Origin of the sequence: Streptomyces sp. NBC_01294, assembly GCF_035917235.1 — a bacterium.
GTDB lineage: Bacteria > Actinomycetota > Actinomycetes > Streptomycetales > Streptomycetaceae > Streptomyces > Streptomyces caledonius.
This window is the reverse complement of the sequence record NZ_CP108423.1, coordinates 2,376,185-2,390,985: the sequence shown is the minus strand read 5'-3', so window position 1 is coordinate 2,390,985 and position 14,801 is coordinate 2,376,185. Positions and strand designations below refer to the sequence as shown.

The 14,801-nt window shown below is 71.8% G+C and carries 17 protein-coding genes; 13 read left to right on the top strand and 4 right to left on the bottom strand.

What is annotated here, in order from left to right; genetic code table 11:
- Positions 1-9 precede the first annotated feature (9 nt).
- On the top strand, positions 10-1,167 hold the full coding sequence (locus OG534_RS10500; RefSeq protein ID WP_326587823.1) for a D-alanine--D-alanine ligase family protein: 1,158 nt from the start codon (positions 10-12) through the stop codon (positions 1,165-1,167).
- Positions 1,168-1,245: 78 nt separating this feature from the next.
- Here OG534_RS10500 and OG534_RS10495 read toward each other — a convergent pair whose 3' ends face one another.
- Entirely contained in the window at positions 1,246-1,710 is a 465-nt protein-coding gene (locus OG534_RS10495; protein ID WP_326587822.1) for a DUF3515 family protein, read from the bottom strand.
- A 59-nt stretch (positions 1,711-1,769) separates the two neighbouring features.
- Positions 1,770-2,003 (bottom strand): Lrp/AsnC family transcriptional regulator, encoded by a 234-nt coding sequence (locus OG534_RS10490; RefSeq protein ID WP_030011290.1) that lies wholly within the window; start codon positions 2,001-2,003, stop codon positions 1,770-1,772.
- Positions 2,004-2,248: 245 nt separating this feature from the next.
- Between OG534_RS10490 and OG534_RS10485 the strand changes: the two genes are divergently transcribed.
- Entirely contained in the window at positions 2,249-3,232 is a 984-nt protein-coding gene (locus tag OG534_RS10485; RefSeq protein ID WP_326587821.1) for a thiamine-phosphate kinase, read from the top strand.
- Entirely contained in the window at positions 3,229-4,038 is an 810-nt protein-coding gene (thiD, locus tag OG534_RS10480) for a bifunctional hydroxymethylpyrimidine kinase/phosphomethylpyrimidine kinase (RefSeq protein ID WP_326587820.1), read from the top strand. Before OG534_RS10485 ends, thiD begins: the two co-directional genes overlap by 4 nt.
- A 100-nt stretch (positions 4,039-4,138) precedes the next feature.
- Here the strand turns inward: thiD and rpmB are convergent, their stop codons facing one another.
- Positions 4,139-4,324, bottom strand: coding sequence for a 50S ribosomal protein L28 (gene rpmB, locus OG534_RS10475; RefSeq protein ID WP_073911113.1), 186 nt, complete (start codon positions 4,322-4,324; stop codon positions 4,139-4,141).
- 242 nt (positions 4,325-4,566) lie between these two features.
- Here rpmB and OG534_RS10470 point away from each other — a divergent pair, with 242 nt between their 5' ends.
- The 9 genes from OG534_RS10470 to mutM all read left to right on the top strand — a co-directional run bounded on the left by OG534_RS10470 (position 4,567) and on the right by mutM (position 13,639).
- Positions 4,567-6,279, top strand: coding sequence for a DAK2 domain-containing protein (locus tag OG534_RS10470; RefSeq protein WP_326587819.1), 1,713 nt, complete (start codon positions 4,567-4,569; stop codon positions 6,277-6,279).
- A 26-nt stretch (positions 6,280-6,305) separates the two neighbouring features.
- Complete coding sequence (gene recG / locus OG534_RS10465; RefSeq protein ID WP_326587818.1) at positions 6,306-8,507, top strand: ATP-dependent DNA helicase RecG; 2,202 nt, start codon at positions 6,306-6,308, stop codon at positions 8,505-8,507.
- Positions 8,508-8,580: 73 nt separating this feature from the next.
- A complete protein-coding gene (gene rsmD / locus OG534_RS10460) occupies positions 8,581-9,159 on the top strand; it encodes a 16S rRNA (guanine(966)-N(2))-methyltransferase RsmD (RefSeq protein ID WP_326587817.1) in 579 nt (192 codons plus the stop codon).
- Positions 9,160-9,173: 14 nt separating this feature from the next.
- On the top strand, positions 9,174-9,653 hold the full coding sequence (gene coaD / locus OG534_RS10455) for a pantetheine-phosphate adenylyltransferase (protein ID WP_326593545.1): 480 nt from the start codon (positions 9,174-9,176) through the stop codon (positions 9,651-9,653).
- A 103-nt stretch (positions 9,654-9,756) separates the two neighbouring features.
- Positions 9,757-10,809 (top strand): DivIVA domain-containing protein, encoded by a 1,053-nt coding sequence (locus OG534_RS10450; protein ID WP_326587816.1) that lies wholly within the window; start codon positions 9,757-9,759, stop codon positions 10,807-10,809.
- A gap of 69 nt (positions 10,810-10,878) precedes the next feature.
- Positions 10,879-11,589 carry a YceD family protein gene (locus OG534_RS10445; protein ID WP_326587815.1) on the top strand — a complete coding sequence of 237 codons (711 nt, stop codon included), beginning with the start codon at positions 10,879-10,881 and terminating at the stop codon, positions 11,587-11,589.
- Between the two features lie 2 nt (positions 11,590-11,591).
- Positions 11,592-11,765 carry a 50S ribosomal protein L32 gene (gene rpmF / locus OG534_RS10440; protein ID WP_003965982.1) on the top strand — a complete coding sequence of 58 codons (174 nt, stop codon included), beginning with the start codon at positions 11,592-11,594 and terminating at the stop codon, positions 11,763-11,765.
- A gap of 19 nt (positions 11,766-11,784) precedes the next feature.
- Positions 11,785-12,654, top strand: coding sequence for a ribonuclease III (rnc, locus tag OG534_RS10435; protein ID WP_326587814.1), 870 nt, complete (start codon positions 11,785-11,787; stop codon positions 12,652-12,654).
- 115 nt (positions 12,655-12,769) lie between these two features.
- Positions 12,770-13,639 (top strand): bifunctional DNA-formamidopyrimidine glycosylase/DNA-(apurinic or apyrimidinic site) lyase, encoded by an 870-nt coding sequence (gene mutM / locus OG534_RS10430; RefSeq protein WP_326587813.1) that lies wholly within the window; start codon positions 12,770-12,772, stop codon positions 13,637-13,639.
- Here mutM and OG534_RS10425 read toward each other — a convergent pair.
- Positions 13,612-14,016: a winged helix-turn-helix transcriptional regulator gene (locus OG534_RS10425; protein WP_326587812.1), complete on the bottom strand. Its 405-nt coding sequence runs from the start codon at positions 14,014-14,016 to the stop codon at positions 13,612-13,614. The genes mutM and OG534_RS10425 overlap by 28 nt on opposite strands.
- Positions 14,017-14,143: 127 nt before the next feature.
- On the opposite strand from OG534_RS10425, the gene OG534_RS10420 reads away from it, so the two are divergent.
- On the top strand, positions 14,144-14,752 hold the full coding sequence (locus OG534_RS10420) for a flavodoxin family protein (RefSeq protein WP_326587811.1): 609 nt from the start codon (positions 14,144-14,146) through the stop codon (positions 14,750-14,752).
- Positions 14,753-14,801 lie beyond the last annotated feature (49 nt).

Genomic DNA, 14,801 nt, shown 5'->3' with positions numbered 1-14,801 from the left:
CGTGGCGATATGAGCAGCGAGAACCTCCCCCAGACCCCTGAGCAGCAGGGACGCAAGCCCCGCGTGGCCGTCGTGTTCGGCGGCCGCAGCTCGGAACACGCCATCTCGGTCGTCACGGCGGGCGCCGTGCTGCGCTCCATCGACCGGTCCAAGTACGAGGTGCTGCCCATCGGCATCACCACGGACGGCCGATGGGCGCTGACCGCCGACGAGCCCGACCGGATGGCCATCGCCGACCGAAGGCTCCCGAGCGTCGAGGAGCTCGCCGATTCCGAGGACGGCGCCGTCGTGCTCTCGGTCGACCCGGCGAGCCGCCAGGTCGTCTACACCGAGCCGGGCGCCGTTCCCAAGGCCCTGGGCGAGGTCGACGTCGTCTTCCCCGTGCTGCACGGCCCGTACGGCGAGGACGGCACCCTCCAGGGCCTCCTGGAGCTCTCCGGCGTCCCGTACGTCGGCTCGGGCGTCCTCGCCTCGGCCGTCGGCCAGGACAAGGACTACATGAAGCGGGTGTTCACGTCCTTCGGGCTGCGCGTCGGCCCGTACGTGACCATCCGCCCCCGCGAGTGGGAAGCCGACCGGGACGCCGCCGAGGCCAGGATCCTGGACTTCGCCGCCGAGCACGGCTGGCCGCTGTTCATCAAGCCCGCCCGGGCCGGCTCCTCCATCGGCATCACCAAGGTCGACGACGCCTCCGGCCTGGACGCCGCCGTCAAGGAGGCCCGGCGCCACGACCCGAAGATCATCGTGGAGGCGCTGCTGCGCGGCCGCGAGATCGAGTGCGGGGTTCTGGAGTTCGAGGACGGTCCGCGCGCGAGCGTGCCCGCCGAGATCCCGCCGGTGTCGAGCCACGACTTCTACGACTTCGAGGCGAAGTACATCGACTCCGCCTCCGGGATCGTGCCGGCCCCGCTCACCCCGGAGCAGACCGCCGAGGTGCAGCGGCTCGCGATCGAGGCGTTCGAGGCCGCGTCCTGCGAGGGCCTGGTGCGCGCCGACTTCTTCCTCACCGAGGACGGCACCTTCGTCATCAACGAGATCAACACGATGCCGGGGTTCACGCCGATCTCCATGTACCCGCTGATGTGGCAGAAGTCGGGCATCGAGTACCCGGAGCTGGTGGACAGCCTGATCCAGGCCGCCCTGCGCCGCTCCACGGGCCTGCGCTAGCCCTCGGGGCCCGTACAGCAGACCGCCCGCCGGCCCGCCCCGAGGGGCGTGGCCGGCGGGCGGCGGTGTGCCCGGTGCTCAGTAGGAGGAGATGCCCTCGGGCACGGTCGCGGCGATCGCCGTGGACAGGCCGACCAGCATCCCCGCGTCCGTGGCATGCTCCTTCTCGACCCGGACCTCCGTGTACGCCTTCCGCAGCCCGGTGGTGAACCGGAAACCGCCGTCGGGCAGCTTCTCCAGCAGCCAGGCCACGTCGTTCACGGTGACGCCCTCCTGGTCCGGATCCGCCATCTTGGGGGGCTTGGGGATACCGCACCGCAGTACGATCGCCGAGCCGCCCCACGCGGCGGTCAGACCGGACTCCGGTTCGGTCGTGGTCCGCGCCAGGCCGGCCACCGTCTCCGGGAGTTCCTCGTGCAGGGCTGCACAGAACCCCGCGATGTCGGCGGGCGGCGTGGGCGGAGGAGCCACCCGGGTCTCGGAACCGCCCGGGGAGCACGCCGCGAGGGCCACTGCGGCCAGTACGGCGGCCACGGCAGTCATGGTGCGGACACGGAGGGGCCGGCGGTGGAGGGACATCACCGGCCAAGAGTAGACGGGGGCTACAGATGGACCACCGGGCAGGTCAAGGTGCGGGTGATCCCCTCCACCTGCTGGACCTTGGCGACGACCATGCGGCCGAGGTCGTCCACGGTGTCGGCCTGGGCGCGCACGATCACGTCGTACGGACCCGTCACGTCCTCGGCCTGGATCACCCCCGGGATCTGGCCGATGGACTCGGCGACGAACGACGCCTTGCCCACTTCGGTCTGGATAAGGATGTACGCCTGTACCACGGAACCTCCAGGGCGGCCACGAGGATCATTTCCCCTAATCTTCGGGTGGACCCCACACGATGGACAGGGCCGGGGGAAGAAGGGACGCCACGGTACCGCGTCGCCGTGCGCCGCGGGGAGACCTACGGGCCCGGCGCCACGCACAGCGGGGCGTACGGGGAGCAGAAGTTGACGTATCTGTTGACGGTACCCAGAGCTGTGACGGCTCGCGACCGCAAGCGGACTGGGCAAGAAGGGGCACAGCGATGAAGGGCACTGTGGGCGAGCTGGGGGAGTTCGGGCTGATCAGGGAGCTCACCTCACGGCTCACCACCACCCCGGCGGTCCGGCTCGGACCGGGCGACGACGCCGCGGTGGTGTCGGCGCCCGACCGGAGGGTCGTGGCGAGCACCGACATCCTGCTGGAGGGCCGGCACTTCCGGCGCGACTGGTCCACGGCCTACGACGTCGGCCGCAAGGCCGCCGCGCAGAACCTCGCCGACATCGCCGCCATGGGCGCCGTGCCCACCGCGCTGCTGCTCGGCCTCGTCGTCCCCGCCGAACTCCCGGTCACCTGGCCCACGGAGCTGATGGACGGCATCCGCGACGAATGCCAGGTCGCCGGCGCGGCCGTGGTCGGCGGGGACGTGGTGCGCGGCGACGTCATCACCGTCGCCATCACCGCCCTCGGCGACCTGCGCAACCACGAGCCCGTCCTGCGCTCCGGCGCCCAGCCCGGCGACGTCGTCGCGGTCACGGGCTGGCTGGGCTGGTCCGCCGCCGGCTTCGCCGTCCTCTCGCGCGGCTTCCGCTCCCCGCGGGCCTTCGTGGAGGCCCACCGGCGTCCCGAGCCGCCGTACCACGCGGGCCCCGCGGCCGCCGGACTCGGCGCGACCGCCATGACCGACGTCAGCGACGGCCTGATCGCCGACCTCGGGCACATCGCCGAGGCCAGCAAGGTACGGATCGACCTGCGCTCGGCGGCCGTCGACATCCCGACCCAGATGCACGACATCGGGCAGGCCGTCGGCGTGGACCCGCTGCAGTGGGTGCTCACCGGGGGAGAGGACCACGCGATCGTGGCGACCTTCCCGCCCGACGTGAAGCTCCCCGCCCGCTGGAAGGTGATCGGCGAGGTGCTGAACCGCTCCGCGCTGCCCCAGGTGACCGTGGACGGCGCGCCCTGGACCAGCACCGGCGGCTGGGACCACTTCGGGGCCGACCCGGCCGCCCAGGAGGGCTCGCCGTGAGCGGCGCGAACGTCGCCCCGCCCCTGTGCCTGACCGTCGCCGGATCCGACTCCGGCGGCGGCGCGGGCATCCAGGCCGACCTCAAGACCATGCTGGCGCTCGGCGTGCACGGCATGAGCGTGGTGACCGCCGTGACCGCCCAGAACTCCCTCGGGGTACGGGGAGTCTGGGAGCTGCCCGCCGAGGCCGTCACGGCCCAGTACCGGGCCGTCGTGGACGACATCGGCGTCCGGGCCGTGAAGACCGGGATGCTCTCCTCCGCCGTCCTGGTGGAGACGGTGGCCACGCTGCTGGCGGCCACCCCGGCCCCGGCCGTCGTGGACCCCGTCGGGGTCTCCAAGCACGGGGACGCGCTGCTCGCCGCCTCCGCGCTGGACGCCGTACGCAAGGAGCTCCTGCCGCGGGCCACCGTGGCGACCCCCAACCTGGACGAAGTGGCCCAGCTCACGGGGGTACGGGTGGAGACCGAGGACGACATGCGGCGGGCCGCCGACGCGATCCTCGGCCTCGGGCCCCGGTGGGCGCTGATCAAGGGCGGACACCTCGCGGCGCACGGCGACGAGGCGGTGGACCTGCTCACCGACGGCACCGAGGAGCGGTGGCTGCGCGCCCCCCGCCACGACAACCGGCACACCCACGGCACGGGCTGCACCCTGGCCAGCGCGGTCGCGGCGGGCCTGGCCAAGGGGCTGGCCGTCCCGGAGGCCGTCACTGCCGCCAAGGAGTACGTCACGGGCGCCATCGCCGCCGGCTTCGCGCTCGGCGGGGGCATCGGCCCGGTGGATCACGCCTGGCGGTGGCGCTGAACCCGGTCCGCTGTCCCGGACAAGGCAAAAGGCCGGCTCACCAGAGGTGAACCGGCCTTCTTTTTGGCAACCGAGAAGGGCTGCGCTACGACGTGAGGCGTCAGCGCGAGACCTTGCCGGCCTTGATGCACGAGGTGCAGGCGTTGAGGCGCTTCGGCGTCCCATTGACCACGGCACGGACACGCTGGATGTTCGGGTTCCAGCGACGCGAGGTGCGGCGGTGCGAGTGGGAAATGCTGTTGCCGAAGCTCGGCCCCTTGGCGCAAACGTCGCAGTTGGCAGCCACAGGTCACTCCAAAGACTTCAGATGCAATTACAGTGAATCCGGCGCACCGGAATCAGAGAGTCTGAAGTGGTTTGCCGGGGGAATGGCCCGACTCTCATCGGGCAACCGGAGCAGCATACAACGACTGCGTCGGTCCAAGAAAACTACCATGACCGCCGCTGCCCCCGTCCCGTGGTCCGGACGCCGGGGCAGTCCTTCGTTACCCTGCGGTGAACCCTGGCCCGCACGAGGAGGAACACCCGGTGCCGCACGAGCCGCAGCCGCAGCCCCCTGACGAGCTCGACGCCGAAGCGGTGCGCACCTGGAGCTCGCTGGCCCTGGCCGCACTGGGCCGGGCCCGCGAGGACATCGACGCGATCAACGTCTATCCGGTCGCCGACGCGGACACCGGCACGAACCTCTACCTCACCGCCGAATCGGCCGACCGCGCGCTGGCCGAGGCCTTCGCGAAGGTGATCGACGGCACAGCGCCGACCTCCCTGTCCGGGGCCGTACGGGCCTGGGCGCACGGAGCGCTCGTCGGGGCCCGGGGCAACTCCGGGACGATCCTGGCGCAGCTGCTGCGCGGAGTGGCCGACGTACTCGGGGGCGAGCCCGGGAAGCCGCAGACCGGTGAGCAGGGGACCGGGGAACGAGGGTCCGCGGAGCAGGGGGCCGGGGAGCCGGGGCCCGGCCGGCTGCTCGCCCGGGCGCTGACCCGGGCCGCGGAGGAGGCGTACGCGGCCGTCGCGCACCCGGTGGAGGGCACCATGCTCACCGTCGCCGGCGCCGCGGCGCGGGCGGCCGAGGCGGCCGGCGCCGCCGCCGGCACCGCGGCCGAGGTGGCCCGCGCCGCCTACGACGGGGCCCGCGCCGCCCTGGCCGAGACCCCCGGACAGCTCGCCGCACTGGGCCGGGCCGGGGTGGTCGACGCCGGGGGCTGCGGGCTGGTCGCCGTACTCGGGGCCCTGTGGCAGGCGCTGTCCGGCGAGGAGCCGGCGTTCGAACCCGTCCGCGGCCGGGCGGTGCCCGTGCCGCAGTCGCCGGACCCCTGCGCGCAGCAGGAGGACGGGCCAGCGTACGAGGTGATCTATCTCCTGGAGGCCTCCGAGGCGGCGGTCGGGGAGCTGCGCGAACGGCTCGACGGGCTCGGCGACTCGCTGGTCGTGGTCGGCGGCGACGGACTGTGGAACGTCCACGTCCACGTCGACGACCCGGGCGCGGCCGTGGAGGCGGGGGTCGTCGCCGGGCGGCCCTACCGGATACGGATCACGCACTTCGGGGACGAACGGCGCCGGGCGCGGGGCGAACGCGCCCAGCGGGCCGTCGTCGCCCTGGTCCCCGGCGAAGGACTGGCCGGGCTGTGCGGGGAGGCGGGAGCGACCACCGTGCTCGTGCGCCCCGGCGAGGTCCCGGCCGTCGCCGAACTGATCGACGCCGTCCGCCGCGCGCACGCCCGCGAGGTGGTGCTCCTGCCGGGCGGCGCCGAACTGCGCGCGGCCGCGGCCGCGGCCGCCGAACAGGCCCGCGCCGACGGCGTACGGGTGGCGGTGATCCCCACCCGCTCCGTGGTCCAGGGCCTGGCCGCCCTCGCCGTGCACGACCCGGACGGCACCTTCGACGAGGACGTGGTCGCCATGACCGCGGCGGCCGGCGCCACCCGGTACGGGGAACTTGCCTTCGCCGAGCGGCAGTCCTTCACCTCGGCCGGCATCTGCCAGGCCGGCGACGTGCTCGGCCTCATCGACGGCGACGTCGCCGTGATCGGCTCGGGCCTGACCGAGACCGCCGAGGCCGTCCTGGAGCGGATGCTGGGCTCGGGCGGCGAACTCGTCACCCTGGTCCTGGGACCGGACGTGCCGGACTCCGTCGCCGAGCACCTGGAGGCGTACGTACAGCACGGCCACCTGGCCGTGGACACCGTCACCTACCGGGGCGGCCGGTACTCGGCGCCGCTCCTCATCGGGGTGGAATAGCGGGCTTGTCAGCGCCATGGTGTGCAATGGAACACGTGCCCGCGCTCGACGAAGACCTCAAGAAGACGCTCGGTCCCGCCACCGCCAAGGTGCTGGCCGAGCAGCTCGGCCTGCACACGGCCCTGGACCTGCTCCACCACTACCCGCGGCGGTACGCCGAGCGCGGCGAGCTGACCTCCCTGGCCGAACTCGCCGACCAGATCGACGAGCACGTGACCGTCGTCGCACAGGTCGCCGACGCCCGGCTGCTGACCTACCAGGGCAGCCGGGGCGGCGGAAAGCGCCTCGAAGTCACCATCACCGACGGCAGCGGCCGGCTCCAGCTGGTCTTCTTCGGCGCAGGCGTCCACAAGCCGCACAAGGACCTGCTGCCCGGCAGCCGCGCGATGTTCGCGGGCAAGGTCTCGAAGTTCAACAACAAGCTCCAGCTCGCCCACCCCGCCTACGAGCCGCTCGGCGCGGACGCCTCCGACCGGGACGCGGCCGCCGCCTTCGCGAGCCAGCTCATCCCGATCTACCCGGCCTGCGCCAAGCTGGAGTCCTGGAAGATCGCCAAGTGCGTGGACGCGGTACTGCCCAGGGCCCAGGAGGTCGTGGACCCGCTGCCCGCCGCCCTGCGCGAGGGCCGCGGGCTGGTCCCGCTCACCGACGCCCTGCTGAAGGTCCACCGGCCGGTCACCAAGGCCGACATCGAGGACGCCCGCCAACGCCTGAAGTGGGACGAGGCCTTCGTCCTCCAGGTCGCCCTGGCCCGCCGCCGCCATGCCGACGCCCAGCTCCCGGCCGTCCCGCGCCGCCCCGTCCCCGGCGGCCTGCTCGACTCCTTCGACGCCAAGCTCCCCTTCACCCTCACCGACGGCCAGCGGAACGTGTCGAAGGAGATCTTCGACGACCTGGCCACCAGCCACCCCATGCACCGCCTCCTCCAGGGCGAGGTCGGAAGCGGAAAGACGCTGGTGGCGCTGCGGGCCATGCTCGCCGCCGTGGACTCCGGCGGGCAGGCGGCGATGCTCGCGCCCACCGAAGTGCTCGCGCAGCAGCACCACCGCTCCATCGTCGAGATGATGGGCGAACTGGCCGAGGGAGGCATGCTCGGCGGCTCCGACCAGGGCACCAAGGTGGTGCTCCTCACCGGGTCGATGGGGATGCCCGCACGCCGGCAGGCCCTGCTCGACCTGGTCACCGGCGAGGCCGGGATCGTGATCGGCACGCACGCGCTGATCGAGGACAAGGTGCAGTTCCACGACCTCGGCCTGGTCGTCGTGGACGAGCAGCACCGCTTCGGCGTGGAGCAGCGCGACGCGCTCCGCTCCAAGGGGAAGCAGCCCCCGCACCTGCTCGTGATGACCGCGACCCCGATTCCGCGCACCGTCGCCATGACCGTCTTCGGCGACCTGGAGACCTCCGTCCTCGACCAGCTGCCCGCCGGGCGCTCGCCGATCGCCACCCACGTGGTGCCCGCCCAGGACAAGCCGCACTTCCTCGTGCGTGCCTGGGAGCGGGTCCGCGAGGAGGTGGAGAACGGTCACCAGGCGTACGTGGTGTGCCCGCGCATCGGCGACGGCGAGGAAGAGCCCAAGAAGAAGAAGGCGGCCGAGGAGGACGGGGACAGGCGGCCTCCGCTGGCCGTGCTGGAGATCGCCGAGCAGCTCACGCGCGGTCCGCTGGCCGGGCTGAGCGTCGAGGTGCTGCACGGCCGGATGGACCCGGCCGACAAGGACGACGTCATGCGGCGCTTCACCGCGGGCGAGGTCAAGGTGCTGGTCGCCACCACCGTCATCGAGGTCGGGGTGAACGTCCCCAACTCCACCGTCATGGTGATCATGGACGCGGACCGGTTCGGCGTCTCCCAGCTCCACCAGCTGCGTGGCCGTGTCGGCCGCGGCTCCGCGCCCGGCCTGTGCCTGCTGGTCAGCGAGATGCACGAGGCGAGCCCCGCCCGGGCCCGGCTGGCCGCCGTCGCCGCCACCCTCGACGGCTTCGAGCTCTCCCGCATCGACCTGGAGCAGCGCCGCGAGGGCGATGTGCTGGGCCAGGCCCAGTCCGGAGTGCGGTCCTCGCTGCGGATGCTCGCCGTCATCGAGGACGAGGAGGTCATCGCCCAGGCCCGGGAGGAGGCCACCCGCGTCGTGGCCGAGGACCCCGCGCTCGAAGGGCTGCCGGGCCTGCGGACCGCGCTCGACGCCCTGCTCGACACCGAGCGCGAGCAGTACCTGGAGAAGGGCTGAGCGGCACGACCTATCGTGGGGGGTGCCGCGGTCGTTCCGCGACGCCCCCTACCGTCGTAGCGAAGGACCCCAGATGACCCGCGTGATCGCCGGCAGCGCCGGCGGGCGACGGCTGGCCGTGCCCCCCGGCACCGGCACCCGGCCGACCTCGGACCGGATGCGCGAAGGCCTCTTCTCCACCTGGGAGTCGCTGCACGGCGTCGAGGGGTCCCGGGTGCTCGACCTGTACGGCGGCTCCGGCGCCGTCGGCCTGGAGGCCCTCTCCCGCGGCGCGGCCCACACCCTGCTCGTCGAGGCCGACGCCAAGGCCGCCAAGGCGATCCGGGAGAACATCGGCACGCTGGGCCTGCCCGGCGCCGAGTTCCGCGCGGGCAAGGCCGAGCAGATCGTGGCGGCCCGGGCCGGCGGGGACCCGTACGACATCGTCTTCCTGGATCCGCCGTACGCCGTGGACAGCGGCGACCTCCGGGAGATCCTCCTCACACTCCGTTCCAATGGCTGGCTCACGGACGATGCGCTCGTCACCGTGGAGCGCAGCACCAGGAGCGGCGCCTTCCCGTGGCCCGACGGCTTCGAGCCGCTCCGGTCGCGCAAGTACGGCGAGGGCACCCTGTGGTACGGCCGCGCCGCCTCCATCAGCGAAGACTCATGAACGAGGGAGTTCAGTTGCGCCGCGCCGTCTGTCCGGGGTCCTTCGATCCCATCCACAACGGACACCTCGACGTCATCGGACGCGCCTCCAGGCTCTACGACGTCGTGCACGTCGCCGTGATGATCAACAAGTCGAAGCAGAGCCTGTTCACCGTCGAGGAGCGGATCGAGCTGATCCGCGAGGCGACGGCCGACTACGGCAACGTCGAGGTGGAGTCCTTCCACGGCCTGCTCGTCGACTTCTGCAAGCAGCGCGACATCCCGGCCATCGTCAAGGGGCTGCGCGCGGTCAGCGACTTCGACTACGAGCTCCAGATGGCCCAGATGAACATGGGCCTGTCGGGCGTCGAGACGCTGTTCGTCCCGACCATCCCCACCTACAGCTTCCTGTCCTCCTCGCTGGTCAAGGAGGTCGCGGCCTGGGGCGGCGACGTCGCCCACCTGCTGCCGGCGCACGTGCACACGGCGCTCATGGAGCGGCTGCGCAACCGCTGACCGACTGACGGGCCGTCAGTCAGTGTCGGGGGCCCGCCCGGTGGCCTTACAGTCGTCCCGTCCGTCTCAGGAACCGCCTGAGGCCGAGAGAGTGCGAGCCCCCATGGACGTGCAGAAGAAGCTCGACGAGATCGTCGCGGCCGTCGGCGGCGCCCGGTCCATGCCCATGTCGGCCTCCTGCGTGATCAACCGCGCCGAGCTGCTCGCCCAGCTCGAAGAGGTGCGCCAGGCACTCCCCGGCTCGCTCGCGCAGGCTCAGGAGCTGATCGGCGGCCGCGAGCAGATGGTCGAGGACGCCCGCCGCGAGGCGGAGCGGATCATCGACGCCGCCCACAACCAGCGCGGCTCGCTGATCTCCGACACCGAGATCGCGCGGCGCTCCCAGGCCGAGGCGGACCGGATCCTGGACGAGGCCCGCCGGGAGGCCGAGGAGATCCGGGCCGAGGCCGACGACTACGTCGACAGCAAGCTCGCGAACTTCGAGGTCGTGCTGACCAAGACCATCGGTTCGGTGGACCGGGGCCGGGAGAAGCTGCTGGGCCGCGGCCCGGGCCTGGACGAGCACGGCTACCAGGACCCCGACTACGACGAGGCGCCCGAGCGCAGCCACGACCCCGAGACGCAGCGGCAGCAGGCCGACGCGTACGTGGACACCAAGCTGGCGACCTTCGAGGCGGTCCTGTCCAAGACCCTGGAGGCCGTGGGCCGCGGCCGCCAGAAGCTGCTGGGCCGCGTCCCCTCGGACGACCTGGGCGTGCACATGGCCGCGCAGGACGCCGCCGGCGGGCAGTCCTCCCGGTCGGCGAGCGACGCGGACTTCCTGGCGGGCCTGGCGGAACCGGAGCTCGTGCACGCGCAGGCGCCGATCCCGGCGCAGCCGGAGCCGGTGTACGACACGTACGCCTACCAGCAGCCCGCCGCCCAGCAGCAGGACGCCTACGCCTACCAGGACCCGTACGGCGGCTACCAGCAGCAGCCGGACCCCTACGGCGCCTACCAGCAGCAGCCCGACCCCTACGCCGCGTACCAGCAGCCGCAGCAGCAGCCGCAGCCGCAGCAGCCGCAGGCCCAGCAGCCCTCGCTCGACGAGACCAGCTTCTTCGACACGAGCATGATCAACCTGGACCAGCTGCGGCAGTACGAACAGGGGCGCTAGGGCCGGATTGGGTGCTGGGCGCCGCTCCGGGTATCCTGGCTCTTCGGTCGCGCGTATGCACCGCGATCCATGCTGCCCTTGAGCGGCGGAATTTTTGATCTTCAGCGATCTGTGAAAGCAGGAACAGCCCTGAATACCCGCCTCGACCACCACAACCCCCTCGTGTTCGACACGCACGAGCTGGGGCGGCGTCCTGGTGCCATGCAGCGGCTGTCCCGTGAGATCGCGGCACCGGCGGACCTCGGTATCGCCGGCGTCATCGGAGTGCCGGAAGGCACCCCGCTCAAGCTCAAGCTCCGCCTCGAATCGGTCATGGAAGGGGTGCTTGTCACAGGCACCGCCCGTGCATCGGCCGTGGGGGAGTGCGTAAGGTGTCTGGAGTCCGTCGAGCGCGAGCTCAAGGCGGACTTCCAGGAGATGTTCTCGTACCCTGACGCCGACGACCGGAGCCGCTCCAAGGCGGAACCGGCCGACGACGCCGAGGACGACGAGGACACGCTCTTCCTCGAGGACGGTTTGTTCGACCTCGAACCCGTGCTGCGCGATGTGGTGGTGCTTGCACTGCCCATGCAGCCGGTGTGCCGGGAGGACTGTCTCGGACTGTGCCCGGATTGCGGGCTCAGCCTGAACGACGACCCGGACCACCACCATGACGCCGTCGACATTCGATGGGCGGCATTGCAAGGACTCGTCGTGACCGATCAGGACGACGAGAAGGACAACATGAGCGGCACTGCGTCTGACGGAGTTCAGAGCGCCGCCGAGAAGCAGGAGAAGTAGCCGTGGCTGTTCCGAAGCGGAAGATGTCGCGCAGCAACACGCGCCACCGCCGGTCGCAGTGGAAGGCTGCGGTCCCCACCCTGGTTTCGTGTGAGCGTTGCCAGGAGCCGAAGCTCCAGCACATTGCGTGCCCGAGCTGCGGCACCTACAACAAGCGCCAGGTCCTCGAGGTCTGAGCGGCTGGTGAGAGGCGCAATGTCTGAGCTGTCCAACGCTGAGAAGCAGGCAGACAGTAACAACGCGGCCTCGTCCCACACGCTTCTGGAAGGGCGGCTCGGGTATCGACTCGAGTCCGCCCTTCTGGTGCGTGCACTGACCCACCGCTCGTACGCGTACGAGAACGGCGGTCTGCCCACCAACGAACGCCTGGAGTTCCTCGGGGACTCCGTGCTGGGCCTGGTGGTCACGGACACGCTGTACACGACCCACCCCGATCTCCCCGAAGGCCAGCTGGCCAAACTTCGGGCCGCGGTGGTCAACTCGCGCGCACTGGCGGAGGTCGGGCGCGGCCTCGAACTCGGCTCCTTCATCCGGCTCGGCCGGGGCGAAGAGGGCACGGGCGGCCGGGACAAGGCCTCCATCCTCGCCGACACCCTTGAAGCGGTGATCGGCGCGGTCTACCTCGATCAGGGCCTCGACGCGGCCTCGGAGCTGGTTCACCGGCTCTTTGACCCGCTCATCGAGAAGTCCTCGAACCTCGGGGCCGGCCTGGACTGGAAGACCAGTCTCCAGGAGCTCACGGCGGCCGAAGGTCTTGGTGTACCGGAATACCTGGTCACCGAGACCGGTCCGGACCACGAGAAGACCTTCACTGCTGCCGCTCGCGTCGGTGGTGTCTCGTACGGCACCGGCACCGGCCGCAGCAAGAAGGAAGCGGAACAGCAGGCCGCGGAGTCCGCATGGCGCGGGATCCGCGGCGCGGCGGACGAACGGATCGCCGCGGCAGCGGCTGCGGCAGCCACTGCGGCAGCCACTGCGGCTGCCGCTCCGGCCGAGGTCCCGGCTTCGGCCGAGGCCGCGGACGGCGGGGTGCCGACGCCCGCCGAAACGGCGCCGGACGCCTGACCCTTCCTTCGGGATCTCCCCGCCCGCCCCTGCCTTGCAGGGGCGGGCGGTTCCGTTTCCGGGCGGCCGGTACGCTCGCCCACAGCGACCCTGTCCACACCCCCGGAGGAACGCCGTGCCCGAGCTGCCCGAAGTCGAAGTCGTGCGGCGGGGGCTGGAGCGCTGGGTGGCCGGGCGGACCGTCGAGTCCGTCGACGTGCTGCACCCGCGGGCCGTACGACGCCATCCGGGCGGCGGCGCCGACTTCGCGGCGCGGCTGCGCGGCGAGACCCTGGGGGTGCCGCAGCGGCGCGGGAAGTACCTGTGGCTGCCCCTGGAGGGGCGGGACCTTTCGGTGCTCGGGCACCTCGGGATGAGCGGGCAGCTGCTCGTCCAGCCGCAGGACGCCCCTGACGAGAAGCACCTGCGAATCCGGGTGCGGTTCGACGATGCCGCCGGGACGGAGCTGCGCTTCGTGGACCAGCGGACCTTCGGCGGGCTCTCGCTGCACGACGCCGTGGCCGACAGCGCCGAGGGGCTGCCCGACGTCATCGCGCACATCGCGCGGGACCCGCTGGACCCGCTGTTCGACGAGGTGGCCTACCACCTCGCCCTGCGCGCCAAGCGGACCACCGTCAAGCGGGCGCTGCTGGACCAGTCCCTGATCAGCGGGGTCGGCAACATCTACGCGGACGAGGCGCTGTGGCGCGCCCGGCTGCACTACGAGCGCCCCACCGGCAACCTCACGCGCCCCCGGAGCACGGAACTCCTCGGCCACGTCCGGGACGTCATGAACGCCGCCCTTGCCGTCGGCGGCACCAGCTTCGACAGTCTGTACGTCAACGTGAACGGCGAGTCGGGGTACTTCGACCGCTCGCTCGACGCCTACGGGCGCGAGGACGAGCCCTGCCGGCGCTGCGGGACGCCGATGCGGCGCCGCCCGTGGATGAACAGGTCGAGCTACTTCTGTCCGCGCTGTCAGCGGCCGCCGCGCGTGCCGTCGTAGGACTCCCGGGCGGTCAGCACCGCCGGCATGTTCCCCTCCAGGCAGTGGATGAGCGCCAGCAGCCGGTCCGCGACCTCGGTGCCGAGCGCGGTCAGCTCGTAGTCGACGCGCGGCGGGTTCGTCGGCTGCGCCTCGCGGTGGACGATGCCGTCGCGCTCCAGCGCCTGCAGGGTCTGGGAGAGCATCTTCTCGCTCACGCCGTCCACCCGGCGCCGCAGTTCGTTGAAGCGGCACGGACCTTCGCGCAGGGCGCCCACGGTGAGACTGCCCCAGCGGCCGGTGACGTGTTCCAGCGTCTCCCGCGACGGGCAGGCGCGCGCGAACACGTCGAACGGAGGGTCGGACACGGCGGCTTCGGTACAGGCAGGGGTCTCCATGAGCCAAGCGTACCCCTCTACAGCGCTAACTGCTGGGTTGCGCTTTCTGAAAGTTAGTTTTTCTCTTTCTCTCGTCGCACCACGCCCCGTGCTGCGGCGAAGGTATTCCCGAGGGGGAGATCCAGCCTTGTCCGCTATCACGCACACCCCCGTCGTCTCGATCGCCTACCACTCCGGCTACGGCCACACCGCGGTCATCGCGGAGGCGGTCCGCAGCGGCGCCGCGGAGGCAGGGACGACCGTCCACCTGATCAAGGTCGACGAGATCGACGACGCGCAGTGGGAGCTGCTCGACGGTTCCGACGCGATCGTCTTCGGCTCCCCGACGTACATGGGCACCGCCTCCGGTGCCTTCCACGTCTTCGCCGAGGCCACCTCGAAGCGCTGGTTCGGCGATGTCTGGCAGGACAAGGTGGCCGCGGGCTTCACGAACTCCGGCTCCAAGAGCGGCGACAAGCTCAACACCCTGCACTACTTCCAGACGCTGGCCGCGCAGCACGGCATGAGCTGGGTCAACCTGGGCCTGAAGCCGGGCTGGAACAGCAGCACGGGCTCCGAGAACGACCTCAACCGCCTCGGCTTCTTCGCAGGCGCCGCCGCCCAGTCCAACGCGGACGAGGGTGCTGACGCCGTCCACAAGGCCGACATCGCGACCGCGGAGCACCTGGGACGCCGGGTCGCCGAGCAGACCCGCATCGTCGTGGCGGGCCGCGCCGCGCTGGTCGCCGTGGCCTGAGCCGCCGTGGCCTGAGCCGCCGTGGCCTGAGCCGCCGCGGACCCCGCTG

Bases quoted from the DNA above. Each gene is read 5' to 3' on its own strand.
- OG534_RS10500 (WP_326587823.1), top strand. From the start codon at position 10: ATGAGCAGCGAGAACCTCCCCCAGACCCCTGAGCAGCAGGGACGCAAG.
- OG534_RS10495 (WP_326587822.1), bottom strand. From the start codon at position 1,710: ATGACTGCCGTGGCCGCCGTACTGGCCGCAGTGGCCCTCGCGGCGTGC.
- OG534_RS10485 (WP_326587821.1), top strand. From the start codon at position 2,249: ATGAAGGGCACTGTGGGCGAGCTGGGGGAGTTCGGGCTGATCAGGGAG.
- recG (WP_326587818.1), top strand. From the start codon at position 6,306: ATGGAACACGTGCCCGCGCTCGACGAAGACCTCAAGAAGACGCTCGGT.
- rsmD (WP_326587817.1), top strand. From the start codon at position 8,581: ATGACCCGCGTGATCGCCGGCAGCGCCGGCGGGCGACGGCTGGCCGTG.
- OG534_RS10450 (WP_326587816.1), top strand. From the start codon at position 9,757: ATGGACGTGCAGAAGAAGCTCGACGAGATCGTCGCGGCCGTCGGCGGC.
- OG534_RS10445 (WP_326587815.1), top strand. From the start codon at position 10,879: ATGCTGCCCTTGAGCGGCGGAATTTTTGATCTTCAGCGATCTGTGAAA.
- rnc (WP_326587814.1), top strand. From the start codon at position 11,785: ATGTCTGAGCTGTCCAACGCTGAGAAGCAGGCAGACAGTAACAACGCG.
- OG534_RS10425 (WP_326587812.1), bottom strand. From the start codon at position 14,016: ATGGAGACCCCTGCCTGTACCGAAGCCGCCGTGTCCGACCCTCCGTTC.